This is a genomic window from Pseudomonas sp. IT-P258 (assembly GCF_949767825.1).
GTDB classification, from domain to species: domain Bacteria; phylum Pseudomonadota; class Gammaproteobacteria; order Pseudomonadales; family Pseudomonadaceae; genus Aquipseudomonas; species Aquipseudomonas monachiensis.
In genome coordinates this window covers 236,624-254,673 of the sequence record NZ_CATKPU010000012.1, presented here as the reverse complement: position 1 = coordinate 254,673, position 18,050 = coordinate 236,624, and the positions used below count along the sequence as shown (strand labels likewise).

Annotated in this window: 16 protein-coding genes; 4 read left to right on the top strand and 12 right to left on the bottom strand. The window is 60.6% G+C overall.

Annotation, left to right across the window (positions count from 1 at the left end; translation table 11 throughout):
- Nucleotides 1–23: 23 nt before the first annotated feature.
- From zapE to ACM6G4_RS02395, 3 genes are all read right to left on the bottom strand, one after another.
- Complete coding sequence (zapE, locus tag ACM6G4_RS02405) at nucleotides 24–1,148, bottom strand: cell division protein ZapE (RefSeq protein WP_056724046.1); 1,125 nt, start codon at nucleotides 1,146–1,148, stop codon at nucleotides 24–26.
- Between the two features lie 156 nt (nucleotides 1,149–1,304).
- On the bottom strand, nucleotides 1,305–2,057 hold the full coding sequence (locus tag ACM6G4_RS02400) for an anti-sigma factor family protein (protein WP_414912954.1): 753 nt from the start codon (nucleotides 2,055–2,057) through the stop codon (nucleotides 1,305–1,307).
- Nucleotides 2,054–2,560 (bottom strand): sigma-70 family RNA polymerase sigma factor, encoded by a 507-nt coding sequence (locus ACM6G4_RS02395; RefSeq protein WP_056724050.1) that lies wholly within the window; start codon nucleotides 2,558–2,560, stop codon nucleotides 2,054–2,056. Before ACM6G4_RS02395 ends, ACM6G4_RS02400 begins: the two co-directional genes overlap by 4 nt.
- 163 nt (nucleotides 2,561–2,723) lie before the next feature.
- Between ACM6G4_RS02395 and ACM6G4_RS02390 the strand changes: the two genes are divergently transcribed.
- Both ACM6G4_RS02390 and ACM6G4_RS02385 read left to right on the top strand, forming a co-directional pair.
- Nucleotides 2,724–3,809: a catalase family peroxidase gene (locus tag ACM6G4_RS02390; protein ID WP_414912953.1), complete on the top strand. Its 1,086-nt coding sequence runs from the start codon at nucleotides 2,724–2,726 to the stop codon at nucleotides 3,807–3,809.
- Nucleotides 3,806–4,351: a cytochrome b gene (locus tag ACM6G4_RS02385; protein WP_414912952.1), complete on the top strand. Its 546-nt coding sequence runs from the start codon at nucleotides 3,806–3,808 to the stop codon at nucleotides 4,349–4,351. Before ACM6G4_RS02390 ends, ACM6G4_RS02385 begins: the two co-directional genes overlap by 4 nt.
- 102 nt (nucleotides 4,352–4,453) lie before the next feature.
- Here ACM6G4_RS02385 and ACM6G4_RS02380 read toward each other — a convergent pair whose 3' ends face one another.
- On the bottom strand, nucleotides 4,454–5,605 hold the full coding sequence (locus tag ACM6G4_RS02380; protein ID WP_056724055.1) for a M14-type cytosolic carboxypeptidase: 1,152 nt from the start codon (nucleotides 5,603–5,605) through the stop codon (nucleotides 4,454–4,456).
- Between the two features lie 486 nt (nucleotides 5,606–6,091).
- A complete protein-coding gene (locus tag ACM6G4_RS02375; protein WP_414912951.1) occupies nucleotides 6,092–6,433 on the bottom strand; it encodes a DUF6124 family protein in 342 nt (113 codons plus the stop codon).
- 129 nt (nucleotides 6,434–6,562) lie between these two features.
- Here ACM6G4_RS02375 and ACM6G4_RS02370 point away from each other — a divergent pair, with 129 nt between their 5' ends.
- Nucleotides 6,563–7,210 (top strand): LexA family protein, encoded by a 648-nt coding sequence (locus ACM6G4_RS02370; RefSeq protein WP_056724059.1) that lies wholly within the window; start codon nucleotides 6,563–6,565, stop codon nucleotides 7,208–7,210.
- Nucleotides 7,211–7,249: 39 nt separating this feature from the next.
- On the opposite strand, the gene ACM6G4_RS02365 is transcribed toward ACM6G4_RS02370, so the two are convergent.
- Genes ACM6G4_RS02365 through ACM6G4_RS02350 form a run of 4 tightly spaced genes read right to left on the bottom strand, consistent with a single transcriptional unit; the run spans nucleotide 7,250 to nucleotide 12,831 of the window.
- Nucleotides 7,250–9,205: an acetyl/propionyl/methylcrotonyl-CoA carboxylase subunit alpha gene (locus tag ACM6G4_RS02365; protein WP_414912950.1), complete on the bottom strand. Its 1,956-nt coding sequence runs from the start codon at nucleotides 9,203–9,205 to the stop codon at nucleotides 7,250–7,252.
- The gene (locus ACM6G4_RS02360; protein WP_414912949.1) at nucleotides 9,205–10,017 is read right to left on the bottom strand and encodes a gamma-carboxygeranoyl-CoA hydratase; all 813 of its coding nucleotides are present in this window, start codon (nucleotides 10,015–10,017) and stop codon (nucleotides 9,205–9,207) included. Before ACM6G4_RS02360 ends, ACM6G4_RS02365 begins: the two co-directional genes overlap by 1 nt.
- 30 nt (nucleotides 10,018–10,047) lie before the next feature.
- The gene (locus tag ACM6G4_RS02355) at nucleotides 10,048–11,655 is read right to left on the bottom strand and encodes a carboxyl transferase domain-containing protein (protein ID WP_414912948.1); all 1,608 of its coding nucleotides are present in this window, start codon (nucleotides 11,653–11,655) and stop codon (nucleotides 10,048–10,050) included.
- A 12-nt stretch (nucleotides 11,656–11,667) separates the two neighbouring features.
- A complete protein-coding gene (locus ACM6G4_RS02350) occupies nucleotides 11,668–12,831 on the bottom strand; it encodes an isovaleryl-CoA dehydrogenase (RefSeq protein WP_007946948.1) in 1,164 nt (387 codons plus the stop codon).
- A gap of 205 nt (nucleotides 12,832–13,036) precedes the next feature.
- Between ACM6G4_RS02350 and ACM6G4_RS02345 the strand changes: the two genes are divergently transcribed.
- A complete protein-coding gene (locus ACM6G4_RS02345) occupies nucleotides 13,037–14,731 on the top strand; it encodes an AMP-binding protein (protein WP_414912947.1) in 1,695 nt (564 codons plus the stop codon).
- A 664-nt stretch (nucleotides 14,732–15,395) separates the two neighbouring features.
- Here the strand turns inward: ACM6G4_RS02345 and ACM6G4_RS02340 are convergent.
- The 3 genes from ACM6G4_RS02340 to ACM6G4_RS02330 all read right to left on the bottom strand — a co-directional run bounded on the left by ACM6G4_RS02340 (nucleotide 15,396) and on the right by ACM6G4_RS02330 (nucleotide 17,926).
- Nucleotides 15,396–16,295, bottom strand: coding sequence for a hydroxymethylglutaryl-CoA lyase (locus ACM6G4_RS02340; RefSeq protein WP_223542109.1), 900 nt, complete (start codon nucleotides 16,293–16,295; stop codon nucleotides 15,396–15,398).
- Nucleotides 16,296–16,438: 143 nt separating this feature from the next.
- Nucleotides 16,439–16,840: a MerR family transcriptional regulator gene (locus ACM6G4_RS02335; RefSeq protein WP_046037804.1), complete on the bottom strand. Its 402-nt coding sequence runs from the start codon at nucleotides 16,838–16,840 to the stop codon at nucleotides 16,439–16,441.
- A 150-nt stretch (nucleotides 16,841–16,990) separates the two neighbouring features.
- A complete protein-coding gene (locus ACM6G4_RS02330; RefSeq protein WP_223542110.1) occupies nucleotides 16,991–17,926 on the bottom strand; it encodes a LysR family transcriptional regulator in 936 nt (311 codons plus the stop codon).
- Nucleotides 17,927–18,050: the final 124 nt, after the last annotated feature.

Genomic DNA, 18,050 nt, shown 5'->3' with positions numbered 1-18,050 from the left:
TCAATGCAACAAAAAAACATCGATCAGACCGGTTCGCTGACTTCGACCAGTTGCCCCAATCGGCTGCGGGTGCGTGCCAGATCAATGGCATCGCCACCCAGGCTTTCGCGCAATGAGTGCTGCCCGAGCAACGTCAGGTGCTTGTCCTGGTCGTACAGCACGTCGATGAGATTGATAAACCGCTGCTGGGCGGCAATCGTGCAATCGCCCAGCAGTGGCAGTTCATCGATGATCCAGCGGTCGAACTGGCGGCACAGTTCCAGATAATCCATCACCGCAGTGGGCTGATCGCACAACTCGGTGAAGGTAAAACCGATGCCGCGCCCTTCGCACAAATGCGCTCGCAAATGCCGGGTACCCACCGGCAACGAAACAGGCGGGGCATTGCGCATGGGCAGGTTCAGCGATTGTCGTTGCGCCACGCTCGCCGGCCAGACGTAGTGACCTTGAGTGAACAATTGATGCGCATGGTGTCGGGCCTGGCTGCGATAGTCGTGGGGCCCGCCGACTTCCATCACCTGCATGCGCGCATTGATCAGGTCGATCACCGGTTTGAAGCGTGCGTGGTACAGCGGATTGGGCAGCAGGCCTTCGGGTGGGTAATTGGAGGTGACCAGCAACAGGATGCCGCGCTGGAACAGTGCCTTGAACAACCGGGTGATGAGCATCGCATCGCCGATGTCATGCACATGGAACTCGTCGAAACACAGCACCTGGCAATTGCTGAGCAGTTCATCGAGGGTGATCGCCAGGGCGTCGGCCTGTTCGCGGTGCTTGAACATGCCCTGGTGCAGTTGAGCGAAAAACTGATGGAAGTGCAGGCGTTGTTTCCGCGCAAGGGGAATGGCCCGGAAAAACCCGTCGAGCAACCAGCTTTTGCCGCGCCCCACGGCACCATGCAGGTAAAGGCCCGGAAGGGGTTTGGCCGCAGTGCCCATCAGCAGGCAGGCATGCCGGGCCATGCAGTCGATCACCCGCTGTTGGCTGTGACTGAGTGTGTAGCCCTGGGCATGGGCCTGATGGCGAAAGTAGTCGTGGATGACTTGGCCTGCCGCGCCGCTGCCGGCAGCCGGTACCTTGCCGAGAAGGCGACGCAACGTTTGCCAGCGCGATTTGATTGGCGAACGGTTGGGCGGGCGAACGGCCACTGGGATATCACCTCTGGTGTGCGGGCAGGCTCTTTGTGTTGCGGCGCCATAGTGTAACCAGAGCAGGGAATCTGCTTCCAGCGGTGTCGGCATTGGTGGGCCACCGTCACGGGGTTCCAAAGGAACGCCGCAAACCCTGTGGGAGCGGTGGTGTGATCAGAATTGAGCGGTCTGGTTGAGCATCCGCGCCGCCGCCGTATCCGCCGGGCTGACCATCGCATAGTTGTAGCCACTTCCCGACCAGTACTCGGCCTGCAATTCGCCATCACTGCGACTGCCCCTGGGCAGCAGGAAATTTTTCGGCCCTGGCGGGCGCACATAGAAACTGATTTTCTGCCCGTCCTGGTTCTCGTAGACCACCATCGCCGCAGGGCCTTGCTCGGTACTCAGCAAGCGTCCGCTGGCCGGCTTGAACCCGGCACCAGAGAGGTCGGGCAGGCGATTGGCCTGGGTGAAGTAGCGGTCGAGCCACCCCTGCATGTCGCCGTCGTCGCTGACTTTGTAATCCGCCGGCAGGAGGCCTTGCTGGGCAATCAGGCGATAGGCCTGCAGGGCATCGGTCATTGGCAGCTGGGGATTCGCGAGCGTCATCTCCCGCGCTTGCCAACCGCTGAAACCGCCGATGCTGACAGCGATGAGCAACAGCGCGGCACTGGCCAGGTTCCGACGGGATTGGCGTTTGAGGCGCTGGCGTATCACCGCCGGATCAAGGTCCGGGTTCGAGGGTTGTTGCAAGGCACCACTCAGGGCTGCGCGCAGTGTCTGGGCATCCTGCTGCCAGGCGCGCACTTGCGCGGCCATCTCCGGGTTACCGGCCAGAAAAGTCTCCACCAGGCGTCGGTCGGCGTCGCTCAGTTGGTGGTCGACGTAGGCGTGCAGGTCTCGTTCGCTGGGGGGCAAGCTGATCATTTGAGTCTCCGCAGGGAAGGGCGGTTGATTTCGCCATCGCTGAGTTGGCGCAGGGCCTGGCGAGCCCGAGACAGGCGGGACATCACGGTGCCGGTGGGGACGTCGAGAATCTCGGCGACCTCTTTGTAACTCAAGCCTTCCACCGATACCCAGAGCAGCAGCGCGCGTTGCTCGGTGGGCAGTCGGTCGAAGGCGTTGAGGGTCGATTGGGCAATCACGGTGCGCTCCACCGAGGGCTGGGCATCGTCACGCCCGGTGAAGAAATCGAGCATGCGCGCATAGCGCCGGGAGCGGCGGTGCGCATCGAGAAACTGTCGATAGAGAATCGAGAACAGCCAGGCGCGCAAGTCGCCCTCGGCGCGTTTGCCAGCCCAACTCGACAGCGCCCGCTCCAGGCTCGCCTGCACCAGGTCGTCAGCGCTGCTGGTGTTGCGTGTCAACGACACGGCAAACCGCCGCATTCCGGGAATGATTTCTCTGAGTTGTTCGTCGATATCGTTCATGAAGTTCTGGCTAGTCACTACGCTGGACTGTGGACCAGGAAGACGCCCGGCATTCGAGGTTATTCCACGTCAGAAAAAATAAAAACCGCGCGTGGGAATAAACCTGCGCGGGGTTCGTCTGCTTGATTCTTCTTACTTGTGGCCGATGGCCCTGGAGTCTTTCATGGTAGATCGATCATCACCGCCAATCCGGCCACCCTTGAGTGCGGCGAGCCTGACGATGCGTCTGGCCGGCATTGCCGTGGTCGTTGCCGCCGTGGCTGGGGCTTTCGCCTACGTCAACGGCACCTTTGACCCACAGCGCCTGACCCCGAAGAAACTGATCAACGTGCTGGAAACCAACAATGGCGTGCATCCGGGTTTCCGTCGCAACCATTCCAAGGGCGTGTGCGTGATCGGGCATTTCGAGAGCAGCGGTGAGGCGCGCAGCTATTCCACCGCCCAGGTGTTCAACGAAGCGCGGACGCCGGTGGTCGGGCGTTTTGCCTTGCCGGCCGGCAACCCCTATGCACCGGACAGTGCCGTGCCGATCCGCAGCATGGCCTTGCGCTTCACTCAGGCCAACGGCCAGCAGTGGCGCACGGGGATGAACAGCATGCCGGTATTCCCGGTGGGCACGCCCGAGGCGTTCTATCAATTGCAGCAGGCGCAGTCGCCGGACCCGACTACCGGCAAGCCGAATCCGACCGCGGTTCCCGCGTTTTTCGGTGCGCATCCGGAAGCTGCACCGTTCCTGGCCTGGATCAAGACTGCCAAGCCGTCAGCCAGTTACGTCACGGAGACCTATAACAGCGTCAACGCGTTTTATCTGGTGAGCGCCGCCGGACAACGCCAGGCCGTGCGCTGGAGCATGGTGCCGGTGGCTCAAGATGCGCCGGGGGCTACGGCGCCGCAGGGGAGTGACTTCCTGGAGAAAGACCTGGTTCAGCGTATAGCCGCAGGACCGTTGCGTTGGCAGTTGAACATCATCCTGGCCAATCCCGGCGATCCAGTGAACGATGCGAGCAAAGCCTGGCCCGAAGGGCGCAAGGTGCTGAACGCGGGCACCCTGGTGCTGGAAAAAACCCAGCCGCAACTCAATGGCGAATGCCGAGACATCAACTACGACCCATTGGTATTGCCCGCTGGCATCGAAGGGTCCGACGACCCATTGCTCGCCGCTCGCTCAGCCGGTTACGCCAATTCCTACCTGCGTCGCACCAGCGAAGTCAGCCAGTTGCCCGCCGCCAAACAGGAGGCCCAGCAATGAGCACTCAATCCAACCACTTCGCTCCATTGGCACGTCTGCTGCACTGGCTGATGGCGCTGATGATTATCGCCATGCTGTTTATCGGCGCGGGCATGGTTGCCTCGGTCTCCGAGCGGCATGAATGGCTGATTCATCTGCACAAACCCCTGGGCGTCGCGATCTTGCTGCTGGTGATCGTGCGGCTGGTGGTGCGCTTCTCCACCACGCAACCACCATTGCCGGCGGATCTGCCGGGTGTGCAAGTACTCGCGGCCAAGGCTTCGCATGTCTTGTTGTATGCGTTGATGCTGATCTTGCCGCTGCTGGGCTGGGCGATGATTTCGGCATCGGGCGAGCCGGTGATGCTCAGCAGCTCGTTGCAGCTGCCATCGATTGTGCCGGCCAATGCACAGGTGTTTGCGTTCTTGCGCAAGGCCCATGGGTATCTGGCGTATCTGTTGTTTCTGACGGTGTTGCTGCATCTGGCGGCCGCGCTGTTTCATGGCTGGGTGCGCCGCGATGATGTGCTGGACAGCATGTTGCGGGGCAAGGATCGCGGATAATAGCCGGGAAAAAAAGATCGCAGCTTGCGGCAGCTCCTACAGGGAAACGCATTCCAATGTAGGAGCTGCCGCAGGCTGCGATCTTTTCATCTTAAAGGGCAATCAACGCAAGGTGTCGACCATATCCGCAATGGTGGTGAGTACATCCTTGCCCAGCTGCTTCGAGCGCTTGCCCGACCAGCCCGTCAACGGATTCGGATGATCGTCGTGGTCCTTGAACGGCATTTCCAGGGTCAATGACAGGCAGTCGTACTTCTGCCCCACACTGTTGCAGGCCAGTGTCATGTTGGCCTGGCCCGGTTCGTCGCGGATGTAGCCGTGCCTGGTCTGGAAGTCCTTGGTGGTGTGCTTCAAATGGTTGCGGAAGTGTTCTTCGAGTTTTTCGATCCGGGGTGTGTAACCCGGATTGCCTTCGCAAGCGGCGGTGAACACGTGAGGGATTTCCTCGTCACCGTGCACGTCGAGGAACATATCGACGCCATACTTTTCCATCTGCTGCTGTACGAAAAAGACTTCCGGGCTGATTTCCTGGCTGGCGTTCTGCCAGGCGCGGTTCAGGTCCTGGCCCATGGCGTTGGTGCGCAGGTGACCGTGGAAAGCACCATCCGGGTTCATGTTTGGCACCAGGTACAGGTCGGCGCTGGCCAGCAGCTTGTTCAGCACCGGGTCGTCGTGCTTTTCCAGGCGTTCAATCACGCCTTCCATGAACCACTCGGCCATGTGTTCGCCCGGATGTTGCTGGGCGATGATCCACACTTTGCGCTGGCCTTCGGCGCCGGTGCCTTTGCGCAGTAACTGGATGTCGCGACCTTCGACACTCTTGCCGGTGGCCAGCAGTTCGGTACCGGCCTTGGTCAGCGCCTGCTCGATCAGCCAGTCGTGGCGACCACGGCTGTAGGGTTCGAAGTAGGCGAACCAGGCATGGGTCTGCTCGGCTTCGAGGCTGAAGCGCAGGCAGTCGCCTTCGAAGATGGTGGGTATGCGGAACCAGTTGACGTGATCGTAGGACGCCACCGCCTGATAGCCGGTCCAGGCCTTGTTGTAGGAGGATTGGCTGGCATTGTTCAGGCGAAACCAGTGCTCCTGGCCGACATGCAGGCCGCTGGCCTTGAAGTGGAACCATTGGAAATGGTTGCTTTTGGTATCGGGGCGGATCGCCAGCAGGGGCCTGAGTGGATCGCTGACGTCGATCACCTGGATGTTGCCGCTGTCGAAGTTGGCACTGATGTCGAAAGAGGATTTAGCCACGGCCATAATCGGGTCCTGAATATGATTTTTATGGTGGCTACTTTACACGCAAGAGTGGGGTGAAACCGAGGGGAATTGCGGGGTGTGAGGGTGGGGGCGTCCTCCTTGACGCCGCCGCAGCTTAGAGACTGTGCGACTGATTCTCAAGTGCTATCTGTCGCTGGTTTGAACCAATGATGCCGGGCTTCTCTTGCCAACTGGAATTCTTTTGATATCATCCGCGCCATCGAATTTGCGGTACCCAAAGACTTCATTAGCCTGAAGCCAAAGCCAGGAAAAACTGGCAAAAAAAAGACCCGGCAAAAAGCCGGGTCAAAAACCGTGATTAGCCTGATGAGGAGATAGTCCAGGAGACCGACCTAAGGTCACCTGGTCCATCGACTGATCTCGCGATCAGTTGATGCAATAATAATCATTCTCGTTTACAGGTCAAGCGTTTTCATCTGCGCGACAGGAAAATTCTTTCCTGTCCTCTCGATTCGCCTTCTCGCATCAACCGTTTTCATACATCTCCAGCGATCGATCGACCATCGCCTTGGCCATGTCGATCATGTGCACCGTCGAAAACGCCAGGTCGCGGCTTGCGCCTTGCAGGTGACTGGCGGACTCGTACGCGGTGGCGGCAGCACAGCGCAACAGGTCCAGGGCATGGACCAGCGCCTCTTCGCCGCTGATATTGCGATTCACATCAAAAAAGCGCGGCTCGGTCACTTCCTCCGAAATAGCTGGTTTCAAGTAATAGTCCAGCGCGCGTTGTGCCGCCGCAGAGTCCAGGGGCGAGGTGAAAGTATTGTCGATTTGCATGTCCGGGCGGTCATTGGTGGGTTGGTTCATGGCGATGGCAAGCTCCGTGTTAGATTCAGATCCGTGGATCGATCCTAATACGAACTGTATTTGTGACGACAATTTAAATACTACATTTTGTGTTTTGATGGCTGGAGTCGCCCACGTATCGTGCCGCACATGGATAAATGGATTGAATTGGTCAAGGCCAAGATGAGTGAACTCAAAATCACTCAAGAGATACTCGCCGAGCGCCTCGGGATGTCCCAGGGCGGTATCGGCCACTGGCTCAATAAACGTCGTGAACCCGGCATCGACGACATGAACCGTGTGCTGCGGGCGCTGGGCCTTGAGTTTCTCGAGGTGGCGCTGGTGATCCGGGAGCCGCAGGCGTCAACGGACGACGAAATTCCCCTGACACAGAAGTACAATCCGTACTTTCGCTACCCGGTCAGTGACTGGCGAGAACCTGCCGTAGTGCGCGACGGCGAGGTCCCGGCGTACGGAAAAGGACACTTTGAACTGTCCGATTACCACGCCCGGGGGCCGGCATTCTGGTTGAGAGTGGCAGGCGATGCGATGACCGCGCCCAATGGCATGAGCATCCCGGAAGGCATGCTGATCCTGGTGGACCCGGCCGTGGAAGCCGAGCCTGGCAAACTGGTCATTGCCCAGTGGCCGGACAGCACCGAAGCCACGTTCCGCAAGCTCATCGAAGAGGGCGGGCAGCGTTATCTGGTCCCGCTCAATCCGACGTATCCGAAAGCCTTGTACACCGAAGAATGTCGAATCATCGGCGTAGTGGTTCAGGCAACAGCCAGGTTCTGATCAGATCGGTCCTCGCGGTGCGTAGGACCGATCTTCATTTCATGCTTCTTCCAGTTCGACCAGTGCACTGCCTTCGCTGACCATTTCGCCTTCCTGGCAATACAGCGCCTTGATCACCCCGGCGTGGGGCGCGCGGATGCTGTGCTCCATCTTCATCGCTTCCAGTACCACCAGTTGCGCCCCGGCCTCGACCGATTGCCCGGCCTCCACCAAGACACGGACGATGCTGCCGTTCATGGGGGCGGTCAGCCCGCCCTGATGGCTGTGGCTGGCCTCGACGGCGCTGATCGGGTCGTAAGCCTCGATGCGACGCAATTCGCCATCCCACTGCAAATACACCTGTTCGCCACGGCGTATTGCGCGGTGTTGACGTCGCACACCCGCCTGCTCGGTCAGCAGATGCTCGCCCTTGAGCAGAGCATTGTGGGCATTGATGTCGCCCAGCGTCAGGGCCCGGTCCTGGCCTTCACAGCTCAGGTGAAGGGTGATTTCTCGCGGCAAACCAGCCCGCAGGCCGTTACCCGCCGCCCATGGCGAACTCGGGTCGTCGGCGCGGGTGGCAGGCGGCTGGCTCTGGGCAAACGCCTGGGCAGCGGCCTGCCAGAAATCGTCGCTGAGTTCCGCAGGGGTCGGCAGCAACTGCTCCTGATAGCGCGGAATGAAGCCGGTATCCAGTTCGGCAGCAGCAAATGCCGGGTGACCGATGATGCGCCGCAGGAAATTGATGTTGGTCTTCAGCCCGCCGATGGCGAATTCATCGAGCATGCCAAGCAGGCGCAAACGTGCCTGTTCACGGTCTTCGCCCCAGGCAATCAACTTGCCGAGCATCGGGTCGTAGAACGGCGAGATCTCGTCGCCTTCTTCAACACCGCTGTCCACTCGGCGCCCCGGCCCCTGGGCTGATTCGCGATACAGTTCCAGGCGACCGGTCGCCGGCAGGAAATCATTGCCGGGGTCTTCGGCATACAGCCGCACTTCGATCGCGTGGCCCACCAGCGGCACCTGATCCTGAGTCATCGGCAAGGCTTCGCCCCGTGCCACGCGAATCTGCCAGGCCACCAGATCGAGGCCGGTGATGGCTTCGGTGACCGGGTGTTCGACTTGCAGGCGGGTGTTCATCTCCATGAAGAAGAACTCGCCGCGCGCATCCAGCAAAAACTCCACGGTGCCGGCACCGACATAACCGATGGCTTGCGCCGAACGCACGGCGGCTTCACCCATGGCCCGGCGCAACTCCGGGCTCAGGCCTGGCGCCGGGGCTTCTTCGACGACTTTCTGGTGGCGGCGCTGAATCGAGCAGTCGCGCTCGTTTAGGTACAGGCAGTTGCCGTGCTGGTCGGCGAACACCTGTATTTCCACGTGACGCGGCTTGAGCAGGTATTTCTCCACCAGCATCCGCGAATCGCCGAACGACGATTGCGCCTCACGCTGGGCCGAGGCCAGGGCTTCGGCCAGTTGGCTGACGTCCTCGACCACTTTCATGCCTTTGCCACCGCCACCCGCGGTGGCCTTGAGCAGCACCGGGTAGCCGATGCGCTCGCAGGCGGCGCGGAAGGTTTCCAGGTCCTGGGCTTCACCGTGATAACCGGGCACCAGTGGCACGCCAGCGGTTTCCATCAAGGCTTTGGCGGCAGACTTGCTGCCCATGGCGTCGATGGCCGAGGCGGGCGGGCCGAGGAATATCAGGCCGGCGTTTTCGATGGCGCGGGCGAACCCGGCGTTCTCCGACAAAAAGCCGTAGCCGGGGTGAATCGCCTGGGCACCGCTGGCCTTGGCGGCGGCGATCAGTTTGTCGATCTGCAGATAACTGTCGGCGGCTTTGCTGCCACCCAGGTCGACCCGAATGTCGGCTTCGCGGCTGTGCCGGGCGTCACGGTCGGTTGCGCTGTGCACGGCCACGGTAGTCAGGCCCAGGGCCTTGGCGGTACGCATTACCCGGCAAGCGATTTCGCCACGGTTGGCCACCAGCAGGGTGGTGAGGACAGGTGCGCTCATCAACGGGGCTCCTTGGTGGTTTCGGCTTGCCAACTCGGCGGACGTTTTTGCAGGAAGGCGCGCAGGCCTTCCTGGCCTTCGGGGCTGACGCGGATGCGGGCGATGGCGTTTTCGGTGTAGCGGCGCAACGCCGGGGTCAGTGAGCCGTCGCCGACTTCACGCAACAGGTCCTTGCTGGCGCGCATTGCGGCCGGACTGTTGAGCAGCAGGTTGTCGATCCACTGCTCGACTTTCTGTTCCAGCTCGGCACTTGCATAGCTCTCTGACAACAAGCCGATTTCCCGGGCCCGTTGCCCGCCGAAGCGCTCGGCGGTCAAGGCATAGCGACGGGTCGCGCGCTCGCCAATGGCTTGCACCACGAACGGGCTGATCACCGCCGGCGCCAGGCCGATGCGCACTTCCGACAGGCAGAACTGCGCGTCATCGGCACCGATGGCCATGTCGCAGCAACTGATCAGGCCCAGCGCGCCACCAAAGGCTGCGCCTTGTACCACCGCCAGGGTCGGAATTTTCAGTTTGGCCAGGTTGTACATCAACTCCGCCAGTTCCCGGGCGTCATCGAGGTTGGTGGCGTAATCGAGCTCGGCCGATTGCTGCATCCAGGCCAGGTCAGCGCCGGCGCTGAAATGCTTGCCGCGACCGCGCACGATCAGGAACCGCAGGCTGGCATCGCTCGCGACTTGGTCGAGGGCGAGGATCAGTTCGCGGATCATCTCGGCGTTGAAGGCGTTGTTCTTTTCTTCGCGGCTGAGCCACAGCGTGGCAAAACCACGGGGGTCGGTCAGCAGTTCGAGGGTGTTGAAGTCGCTCATATTCGTCCGTCTCCACGGTCCCACAGAAAATCACATCCGGAACACGCCGAAGCGGCTCGGTTCGATTGGCGCGTTCAACGACGCGGACAGGGCCAGGGCCAGTACGTCGCGGGTCTGGGCCGGGTCGATGACACCGTCGTCCCACAGGCGTGCGCTGGAATAGTAGGGGTGACCCTGTTCTTCGTACTGGTCGAGGATCGGTTGCTTGATCTCGGCTTCCTGCTCGGCGCTGAAACCCTGGCCGCTGCGTTCGGCCTGCTCGCGTTTGACCTGCACCAGCACGCCGGCCGCCTGTTCGGCACCCATCACGCCGATGCGCGCATTCGGCCACATCCACAAGAAGCGCGGATCGTAGGCGCGGCCGCACATGCCGTAGTTACCGGCGCCGAAACTGCCGCCGATGATCACGGTGAACTTCGGCACCTTGGCGCAGGCCACAGCGGTCACCAGTTTCGCGCCGTGCTTGGCGATGCCGCCGGCCTCGTACTTCTGGCCGACCATGAAGCCAGTGATGTTCTGCAGGAACAGCAGCGGGATGCCGCGCTGGCAAGCCAGTTCGATGAAGTGCGCGCCTTTCTGCGCCGCTTCAGCGAACAGGATGCCGTTGTTGGCGAGGATCGCGATCGGGTAACCGTGCAGGTAGGCAAAACCGCAGACCAGGGTTGTCCCGAACAGCGCCTTGAATTCGTCGAACACCGAACCATCCGCCAGCCGCGCAATCACTTCGCGCACGTCGAACGGTTGCTTGGCGTCGGCCGGGACCACGCCGTACAACTCGTCGCTGCTGTAGAGCGGGGCGATGGGTGTGCGTTGCTGAACCTCACCTTGCTTGCGCCAGTTGAGGTTGGCGACGCTGCGGCGGGCCAGGGCCAGGGCGTGTTCATCGCTCTCGGCATAATGGTCGGCCACCCCGGAAATCTTGCAGTGCACATCGGCCCCGCCGAGGTCTTCGGCACTGACCACTTCACCGGTCGCGGCTTTCACCAGCGGCGGACCGGCGAGGAAGATCGTCGCTTGCTCGCGGACCATGATCGCTTCGTCGGCCATCGCCGGGACATAGGCGCCGCCAGCAGTGCAGGAGCCCATGACCACGGCAATCTGCGGAATGCCCATGGCGCTCATGTTGGCCTGGTTGAAGAAGATCCGCCCGAAGTGCTCGCGGTCCGGGAACACTTCATCCTGGCGCGGCAGGTTGGCGCCGCCAGAGTCCACCAGGTAGATGCACGGCAGGCGGTTCTGTTGGGCGATGGTCTGGGCGCGCAGGTGTTTTTTCACCGTCAGCGGGTAATACGAGCCACCTTTGACCGTGGCGTCGTTGGCGACGATCATGCATTCGACGCCTTCCACACGGCCGATCCCGGCAATCACGCCAGCGGCGGGGACGTCTTCGCCATACACCTCGTACGCCGCCAGTTGGCTGATCTCCAGAAACGGCGAACCCGGATCGAGCAGGCGGTTGATGCGCTCGCGGGGCAGCAGTTTGCCCCGCGAGGTGTGGCGTTCCTGAGCCTTCGGGCCGCCACCTTGCGCCACTTGGGCGAGCAGGGTGTGCAACGCGTCGACCTGCTTGAGCATCGCCGCGCTGTTGGTGGCGAACTCCGCTGAACGAGGGTTGAGCTGGGTATGCAGGGTAGCCATGGACAGCTCCGTTTAGCGGGTTTCGTTGAACAGTTCGCGACCGATCAGCATGCGACGGATCTCACTGGTGCCCGCGCCGATTTCGTACAGCTTGGCGTCACGCAACAGGCGCCCGGCCGGGAATTCATTGATGTAGCCGTTGCCACCGAGAATCTGGATCGCGTCGAGGGCCATTTGCGTGGCGCGTTCGGCGCTGTAGAGGATCACGCCGGCGGCGTCCTTGCGGGTGGTTTCGCCGCGCTCGCAGGCCTGGGCCACGGCGTACAGGTAGGCGCGGCTGGCGTTGAGCTGGGTGTACATGTCGGCGACCTTGCCCTGGATCAGCTGGAATTCGCCGATGCTTTGGCCGAACTGCTTGCGGTCGTGGATGTACGGCACGATCAGGTCCATGCAGGCCTGCATGATCCCGGTCGGGCCGCCGGACAGCACAACGCGCTCGTAATCGAGGCCGCTCATCAGCACCTTCACGCCGCCGTTGAGCACGCCGAGGATGTTTTCTTCCGGCACTTCGACGTCATCGAAGAACAGCTCGCAGGTGTTCGAACCGCGCATGCCGAGCTTGTCGAACTTGTTGCTGCGGCTGAAGCCTTTCCAGTCGCGTTCGACGATGAAGGCGGTGATGCCGTGGGGGCCCTTTTCCAGGTCGGTCTTGGCGTAGATCACGTAGGTGTTGGCGTCCGGACCGTTGGTGATCCAGGTCTTGCTGCCGTTGAGCACGTACTTGTCGCCGCGTTTGTCGGCGCGCAGTTTCATCGACACCACGTCGGAACCGGCATTGGGCTCGCTCATGGCCAGGGCGCCGATGTGCTCGCCGCTGATCAGCTTGGGCAGGTACTTGGATTTCTGTTCGTGGTTGCCGTTGCGGTTGATCTGGTTGACGCACAGGTTGGAGTGAGCACCGTAGGACAACGCCACCGAGGCCGAGCCACGGCTGATTTCTTCCATGGCCACCACGTGGGCCAGGTAACCCAGGCCGGCACCGCCGTACTCTTCCGGCACGGTAATGCCCAACAGGCCCATGTCGCCGAATTTGCGCCACAGGTCGGCGGGGAACAGGTTGTCGATGTCGATCTGAGCGGCGCGCGGGGCGATCTCTTTGGCGACGAAGGACTGGACCTGATCGCGCAGCATGTCGATGGTTTCACCGAGGGCAAAGTTCAGGGATGGATAGCTCATGGGTCACCTTTTGGCTTTTTTGTAGGGTGGGGAGGGCCGTGATTGGGTTCTCACCTTTACGTTAACGTAAGCCTGTGACGAATGGCTGTCAATCACCCTTTACGTTAACGTCAACTTGAGCGAGAGTAGAGCCAGTTCAAGATAGAACGCGGACCTACCCTGTGGGACCGCCGGTAGCCCATAAATAAAGACAATAGGGGTCGTCATGGATCAACCCAGTGCAAGCCCGCAACGCAGTTACACCCGTGGTTCCCAGGACAAAGCCTTGCTGGCGATGACCATCGGCCAGGCATTCGACAACACGGTTGCGAAGTACCCGGACGGGGAGGCGCTGGTGGTGCGCCATCAGCAGCTGCGTTACACCTGGCGGCAATTGGCCGAGGCCGCGGACCTGCACGCCAGAGCATTGCTGGCGCTGGGGCTGCAAGCCGGGGACCGCCTCGGCATCTGGGCGCCGAACTGTGCACAGTGGTGCATCAGCCAGGTTGCCACTGCGAAAATCGGCGTGATCCTGGTCAACATCAACCCGGCGTATCGCAGTTCCGAACTCGAATACGTGTTGAAGCAGTCCGGCTGCCAATGGCTGGTATGTGCCGGGGCCTTCAAGTCCTCGGACTATCACTCGATGCTGCAAGGCCTGGTGCCGGAGTTGGCGGAGCAGTCCATCGGCAAGTTACAGAGCGGGCGGTTGCCGGAGTTGCGTGGCGTCATCAGCCTGGATGCACAGCCGCCGTCGGGGTTCCTGCCATGGTCGCAACTGGCCGGTCTGGCGGGCAGCGTGACGGTCGAGCAACTGCATGAACGCCAGGACAGTCTGCATTTCGATCAGCCGGTCAATATCCAGTACACCTCCGGCACCACCGGTTTTCCCAAGGGCGCGACCCTCAGTCACTACAACATTCTCAACAACGGTTACATGGTCGGCGAAAGCCTGGGCCTGACCGCCGCGGATCGCCTGGTGATCCCGGTGCCGCTGTATCACTGCTTCGGCATGGTCATGGGTAACCTCGGCTGCATCACCCATGGCAGTACGATGATTTACCCGAACGACGCGTTCGATCCGTTGCTGACCCTCGGCGCCGTGGCCGAAGAAAAAGCCACCGCGCTGTACGGCGTACCGACCATGTTCATCGCCATGCTTGACCAACCGCAACGTGCCCAGTTCGACCTGTCGAGCCTGCGCACCGGGATCATGGCGGGTGCGACCTGTCCTATCGAGGTGATGCGCCGGGTCATCAGCGAAATGCACATGAGCGAAGTGCAGATTGCCTACGGCATGACGGAAACCAGTCCGGTGTCGCTGCAGACCGGTCCTTCAGACGATCTGGAACTGCGCGTGACCACCGTCGGCCGCACCCAGCCGCAACTGGAAAGCAAGATCATCGACGAAGCGGGCAACCTGGTGCCACGTGGCACCATCGGCGAGCTGTGCACCCGCGGTTACAGCGTGATGCTCGGTTACTGGAACAACCCCGAAGGCACGGCAGACGCCATCGATCAGGCAGGGTGGATGCACACCGGTGACCTGGCAAGCATGAACGACGAGGGTTACGTGTGCATTGCCGGGCGCAACAAAGACATGATCATCCGTGGCGGAGAGAACATCTACCCACGGGAGCTGGAAGAGTTTTTCTTCACTCACCCGGCCGTTGCCGACGTGCAGGTGATTGGCATTCCTTGCTCGCGCTACGGCGAAGAGATCGTCGCCTGGATCAAGTTCCACCCCGGCCACAGCGCCACCGAGCAAGAGCTGCAAGCCTGGTGCAAGGAGCGCATTGCGCACTTCAAGACGCCGCGCTACTTCAAGTTCGTCGAGGAATTTCCGATGACGGTGACCGGCAAGATCCAGAAATTCAGGATGCGCGAGATCAGTATCGAGGAGCTCAAAGCGATACGGTAGGAGCTGCCGAAGGCTGCGATCTTTTAGGGTTGGCGAAGGTCAAGATCAAAAGATCGCAGGCTGCGCCAGCTCCTACAAGGTTGTGATTCTCTTGGAGATCTCAAACGCCAGACAGCACAAAGGGGAGCCGAAGCTCCCCTTTAATTTTCGTTGCGCGTGCTCTTTTTTTATTATTGAGGGTCGGTCTGTTTTTGTTTTTGGCAACCGTTGCCCTTTACCGCTGTTTTTGGCGATCCCCATTCGGGATCAAGAGCAAACGTATTTTTTTGAGCGCTGATCTACTTTCTCGCTGAGCGATCCAACCAGTACGGGAGCTACCTGAAGGTAGTTTTATTATTCTCTGTCCGGTTGCGGGTAACTCCGAAAAGCACCCTGAAAAGCACATCTTCTCCAAAAAAATCTGTTAGCTGCGTCTCTGCCGTGTTGTTTTTGTTATGTCAGAGTCGTTACGTCTTGTTTTTATTAGGTTTGCCGCAATTTTTTTATTCTTGTTATGCGATAGATATAGCAGGAGGCATGCCAACTTTTTAAAAGCCTTTAAAATCAATGGCTTGTAAAATTGTAGGGTTTTTCGCCTCAGGCAAAACCCTACAATTTGTTTCCGTGTTACTCGCTTGCGCCCACGTTTCGGACACAGCGGTAACACCGGACACACACAGCGTACTCACTGTGCGCTGCGAGCCTTGGCCACGCGGGAACCGGTAGGGCGACCCAGGACCGTGCAAATCTGCTGACCGGCGAGCATCAAGGCGTCGAGGTCGATTCCGCTGTCGATGCCCAGGCCGTTGAGCAGGTAAACCACGTCTTCGGTGGCGACGTTACCGCTGGCGCCCCTGGCGTAGGGGCAACCGCCGAGACCGGCGATGGAACTGTCGAACACCGAGATGCCTTCCAGCAGGCTGGCATAGATGTTGGCCACAGCCTGGCCGTAGGTGTCGTGGAAGTGCCCTGCGAGTTTCTCCCGGGGCACATCTTTCGATACCACTTCAAACATCCTGCGGGTTGCGCCAGCGGTGCCGGTGCCGATGGTGTCCCCCAGCGAGACCTCATAGCAGCCCATGGCATACAACTCGCGGGCGACCACGGCGACCTGCTCCGGGGCGACGCTACCTTCATAGGGGCAGCCCAGCACACAGGACACATACCCGCGCACGGTTACGCCATGTTGTCTGGCGGCGTCCATGATCGGCCCGAAACGCTCCAGGCTTTCGCTGATCGAGCAATTGATGTTGCGCCGGGAAAACGCCTCGGACGCCGCCGCGAACACTGCGACTTCCTTGACCCCGGCGGCGAGGGCATCTTCGAAGCCGCGCAGGTTGGGGGCGAGCGCACCGTAGACCACGCCCGGTTTGCGCTGGATCTGCGCGAAGACCTCGGCGGAGCCGGCCATCTGCGGCACCCACTTGGGCGAAACGAAACTGCCGACTTCTATATAGCCGAGCCCGGCTGCGGTCAGCGCATCGACCAGTTGCACCTTGTCGGTAACACTGATGGGTTGGGCTTCATTTTGCAGGCCGTCGCGCGGGCCGACTTCGACAATGCGTACGTGGGTGGGGAGGGACATAAGAGATTCACCTGTAGTCATGGTGAGTGGGAATCTAATGTGGGAGCGGGCTTGCTCGCGAAGGCGCCGGGTCAGTCGACATCAGTGTTGAATGACAAACCGTTTTCGCGAGCAAGCCCGCTCCCACAGGGAATTGTGTCGGGTTACTGAACCGATTCCTGGCTTTTGAGCGTCTGCTCCAACGCCTGCACGCAGCGTTCTTCAGCGGTATCAAGCTCGAGTTTCATCTGTTCGATGTCGAGCATTTGCTGTTCAAGCTGCTCCCTGCGCTCGCTGATTTTCGCCAGCATGCTGTGCAGTTGCTTGGTGTTACCGCTGGACGGGTCGTAGAGTTCGATCAGTTCGCGGCATTCCGCCAGCGAGAAACCGATGCGCTTGCCCCGCAGGATCAGCTTCAGGCTGACCTTGTCGCGGGGCGAGTAAATGCGTTCCTGGCCACGGCGCTCGGGGCTGAGCAGGCCTTGCTCTTCATAAAAGCGAATGGCGCGGGTGGTGATGTCGAGCTCGCGGGCGAGGTCGGAAATGCTGTAGGTCTGGCTGCTCATGGGCGCGCTCGCAAAAGGTCATGGCGCTAAGCTAATGTCAGGTTGACGTTTACGTCAAGGGGCGAAAAAGGATCGCAGCCTGCGGCAGCTCCTACAGGAAAATGCATATCCATGTAGGAGCTGCCGCAGGCTGCGATCTTTTGAACGGCTTTACACCGTTTTAGTGTCGAGCTTTTTCTCCTGCGCCGTCACCTGCTGGCACAACTCGATCATCTGCTCGCGCATCCAGCGGTTTGCCGGGTCCTGGTCGGTGCTTTCGTGCCAGTAGAGGTGGGTTTCCACCGGCGGCACGTCGTTGACCGGCAGATTAAAGGCGTGCAGATCGTTACGACGGGCAAAGCGTTCCGGCACGGTCATGACCATATCGGTCTGCTGCATCACCTGTGATGCCATCAGGTAATGCTGGGAGCGCAGGGCGATCTTGCGCTGGATGCCCATCTTGCCCAGCGCCAGGTCGACATAGCCGAGGCCGCTGCGGCGGCTGGAAATATGGATGTGGGTCAGGCCCAGGTAATCATCCAGCGTGAGTTTCTCCTTGCCCGCCAGCGGATGCCCCTTGCGCATGGCACACACGTAGCGGTCCTCCATCAACTTGACGTGACGCACCTGCGGGTCGGTGTTGAGCGGCGCATCCACCGCAAAGTCGAGGCGACCGGCCGCCAGCTCCTTGGTGGTTTCCCGGCGTTTGGACAGGAAACTTTCGATGATCACCGCTGGCGCCAGGCGGCGCAGGCGCTGGAACAGCGGCGGCAGGATCACCGCTTCGGTGAGGTCGGTCATGCTGATGCGATAGGTCTTGACCGCTTGCTGCGGGTTGAAAATACGGCTTTCCTGCACCGACACGCGCAGCAGCGAGAGCGCGTTGCGCACCGGGCCGATGATGTTCTGCGCCATGGGTGTGGGCACCATGCCCTGGGCGGTGCGCACGAACAACGGGTCGTTGAAGGTCTCGCGCAACCGGGCCAGAGCGTTCGACACCGCTGGCTGGGTAATGCCCACAATCTGCCCGGCACGGGTCAGGTTGGCTTCGGTGTAGATCGCGTCGAAGACGATGAAAAGGTTGAGATCGACCTTGCTCAGATTCATTACGCGGCTCTCTTATTGTGTGGGCGGACTGACCGTGACGATCAGTCGATCATATATCGGTGATGAATGTTTATACACGCCGAGAATAGGCTAGGTAAATTATCAACGCTGTTCTAGCATCGAT

Bases quoted from the DNA above. Each gene is read 5' to 3' on its own strand.
- ACM6G4_RS02400 (WP_414912954.1), bottom strand. From the start codon at position 2,057: ATGATCAGCTTGCCCCCCAGCGAACGAGACCTGCACGCCTACGTCGAC.
- ACM6G4_RS02395 (WP_056724050.1), bottom strand. From the start codon at position 2,560: ATGAACGATATCGACGAACAACTCAGAGAAATCATTCCCGGAATGCGG.
- ACM6G4_RS02390 (WP_414912953.1), top strand. From the start codon at position 2,724: ATGGTAGATCGATCATCACCGCCAATCCGGCCACCCTTGAGTGCGGCG.
- ACM6G4_RS02385 (WP_414912952.1), top strand. From the start codon at position 3,806: ATGAGCACTCAATCCAACCACTTCGCTCCATTGGCACGTCTGCTGCAC.
- ACM6G4_RS02380 (WP_056724055.1), bottom strand. From the start codon at position 5,605: ATGGCCGTGGCTAAATCCTCTTTCGACATCAGTGCCAACTTCGACAGC.
- ACM6G4_RS02375 (WP_414912951.1), bottom strand. From the start codon at position 6,433: ATGAACCAACCCACCAATGACCGCCCGGACATGCAAATCGACAATACT.
- ACM6G4_RS02370 (WP_056724059.1), top strand. From the start codon at position 6,563: ATGGATAAATGGATTGAATTGGTCAAGGCCAAGATGAGTGAACTCAAA.
- ACM6G4_RS02365 (WP_414912950.1), bottom strand. From the start codon at position 9,205: ATGAGCGCACCTGTCCTCACCACCCTGCTGGTGGCCAACCGTGGCGAA.
- ACM6G4_RS02360 (WP_414912949.1), bottom strand. From the start codon at position 10,017: ATGAGCGACTTCAACACCCTCGAACTGCTGACCGACCCCCGTGGTTTT.
- ACM6G4_RS02355 (WP_414912948.1), bottom strand. From the start codon at position 11,655: ATGGCTACCCTGCATACCCAGCTCAACCCTCGTTCAGCGGAGTTCGCC.
- ACM6G4_RS02350 (WP_007946948.1), bottom strand. From the start codon at position 12,831: ATGAGCTATCCATCCCTGAACTTTGCCCTCGGTGAAACCATCGACATG.
- ACM6G4_RS02345 (WP_414912947.1), top strand. From the start codon at position 13,037: ATGGATCAACCCAGTGCAAGCCCGCAACGCAGTTACACCCGTGGTTCC.
- ACM6G4_RS02340 (WP_223542109.1), bottom strand. From the start codon at position 16,295: ATGTCCCTCCCCACCCACGTACGCATTGTCGAAGTCGGCCCGCGCGAC.
- ACM6G4_RS02335 (WP_046037804.1), bottom strand. From the start codon at position 16,840: ATGAGCAGCCAGACCTACAGCATTTCCGACCTCGCCCGCGAGCTCGAC.
- ACM6G4_RS02330 (WP_223542110.1), bottom strand. From the start codon at position 17,926: ATGAATCTGAGCAAGGTCGATCTCAACCTTTTCATCGTCTTCGACGCG.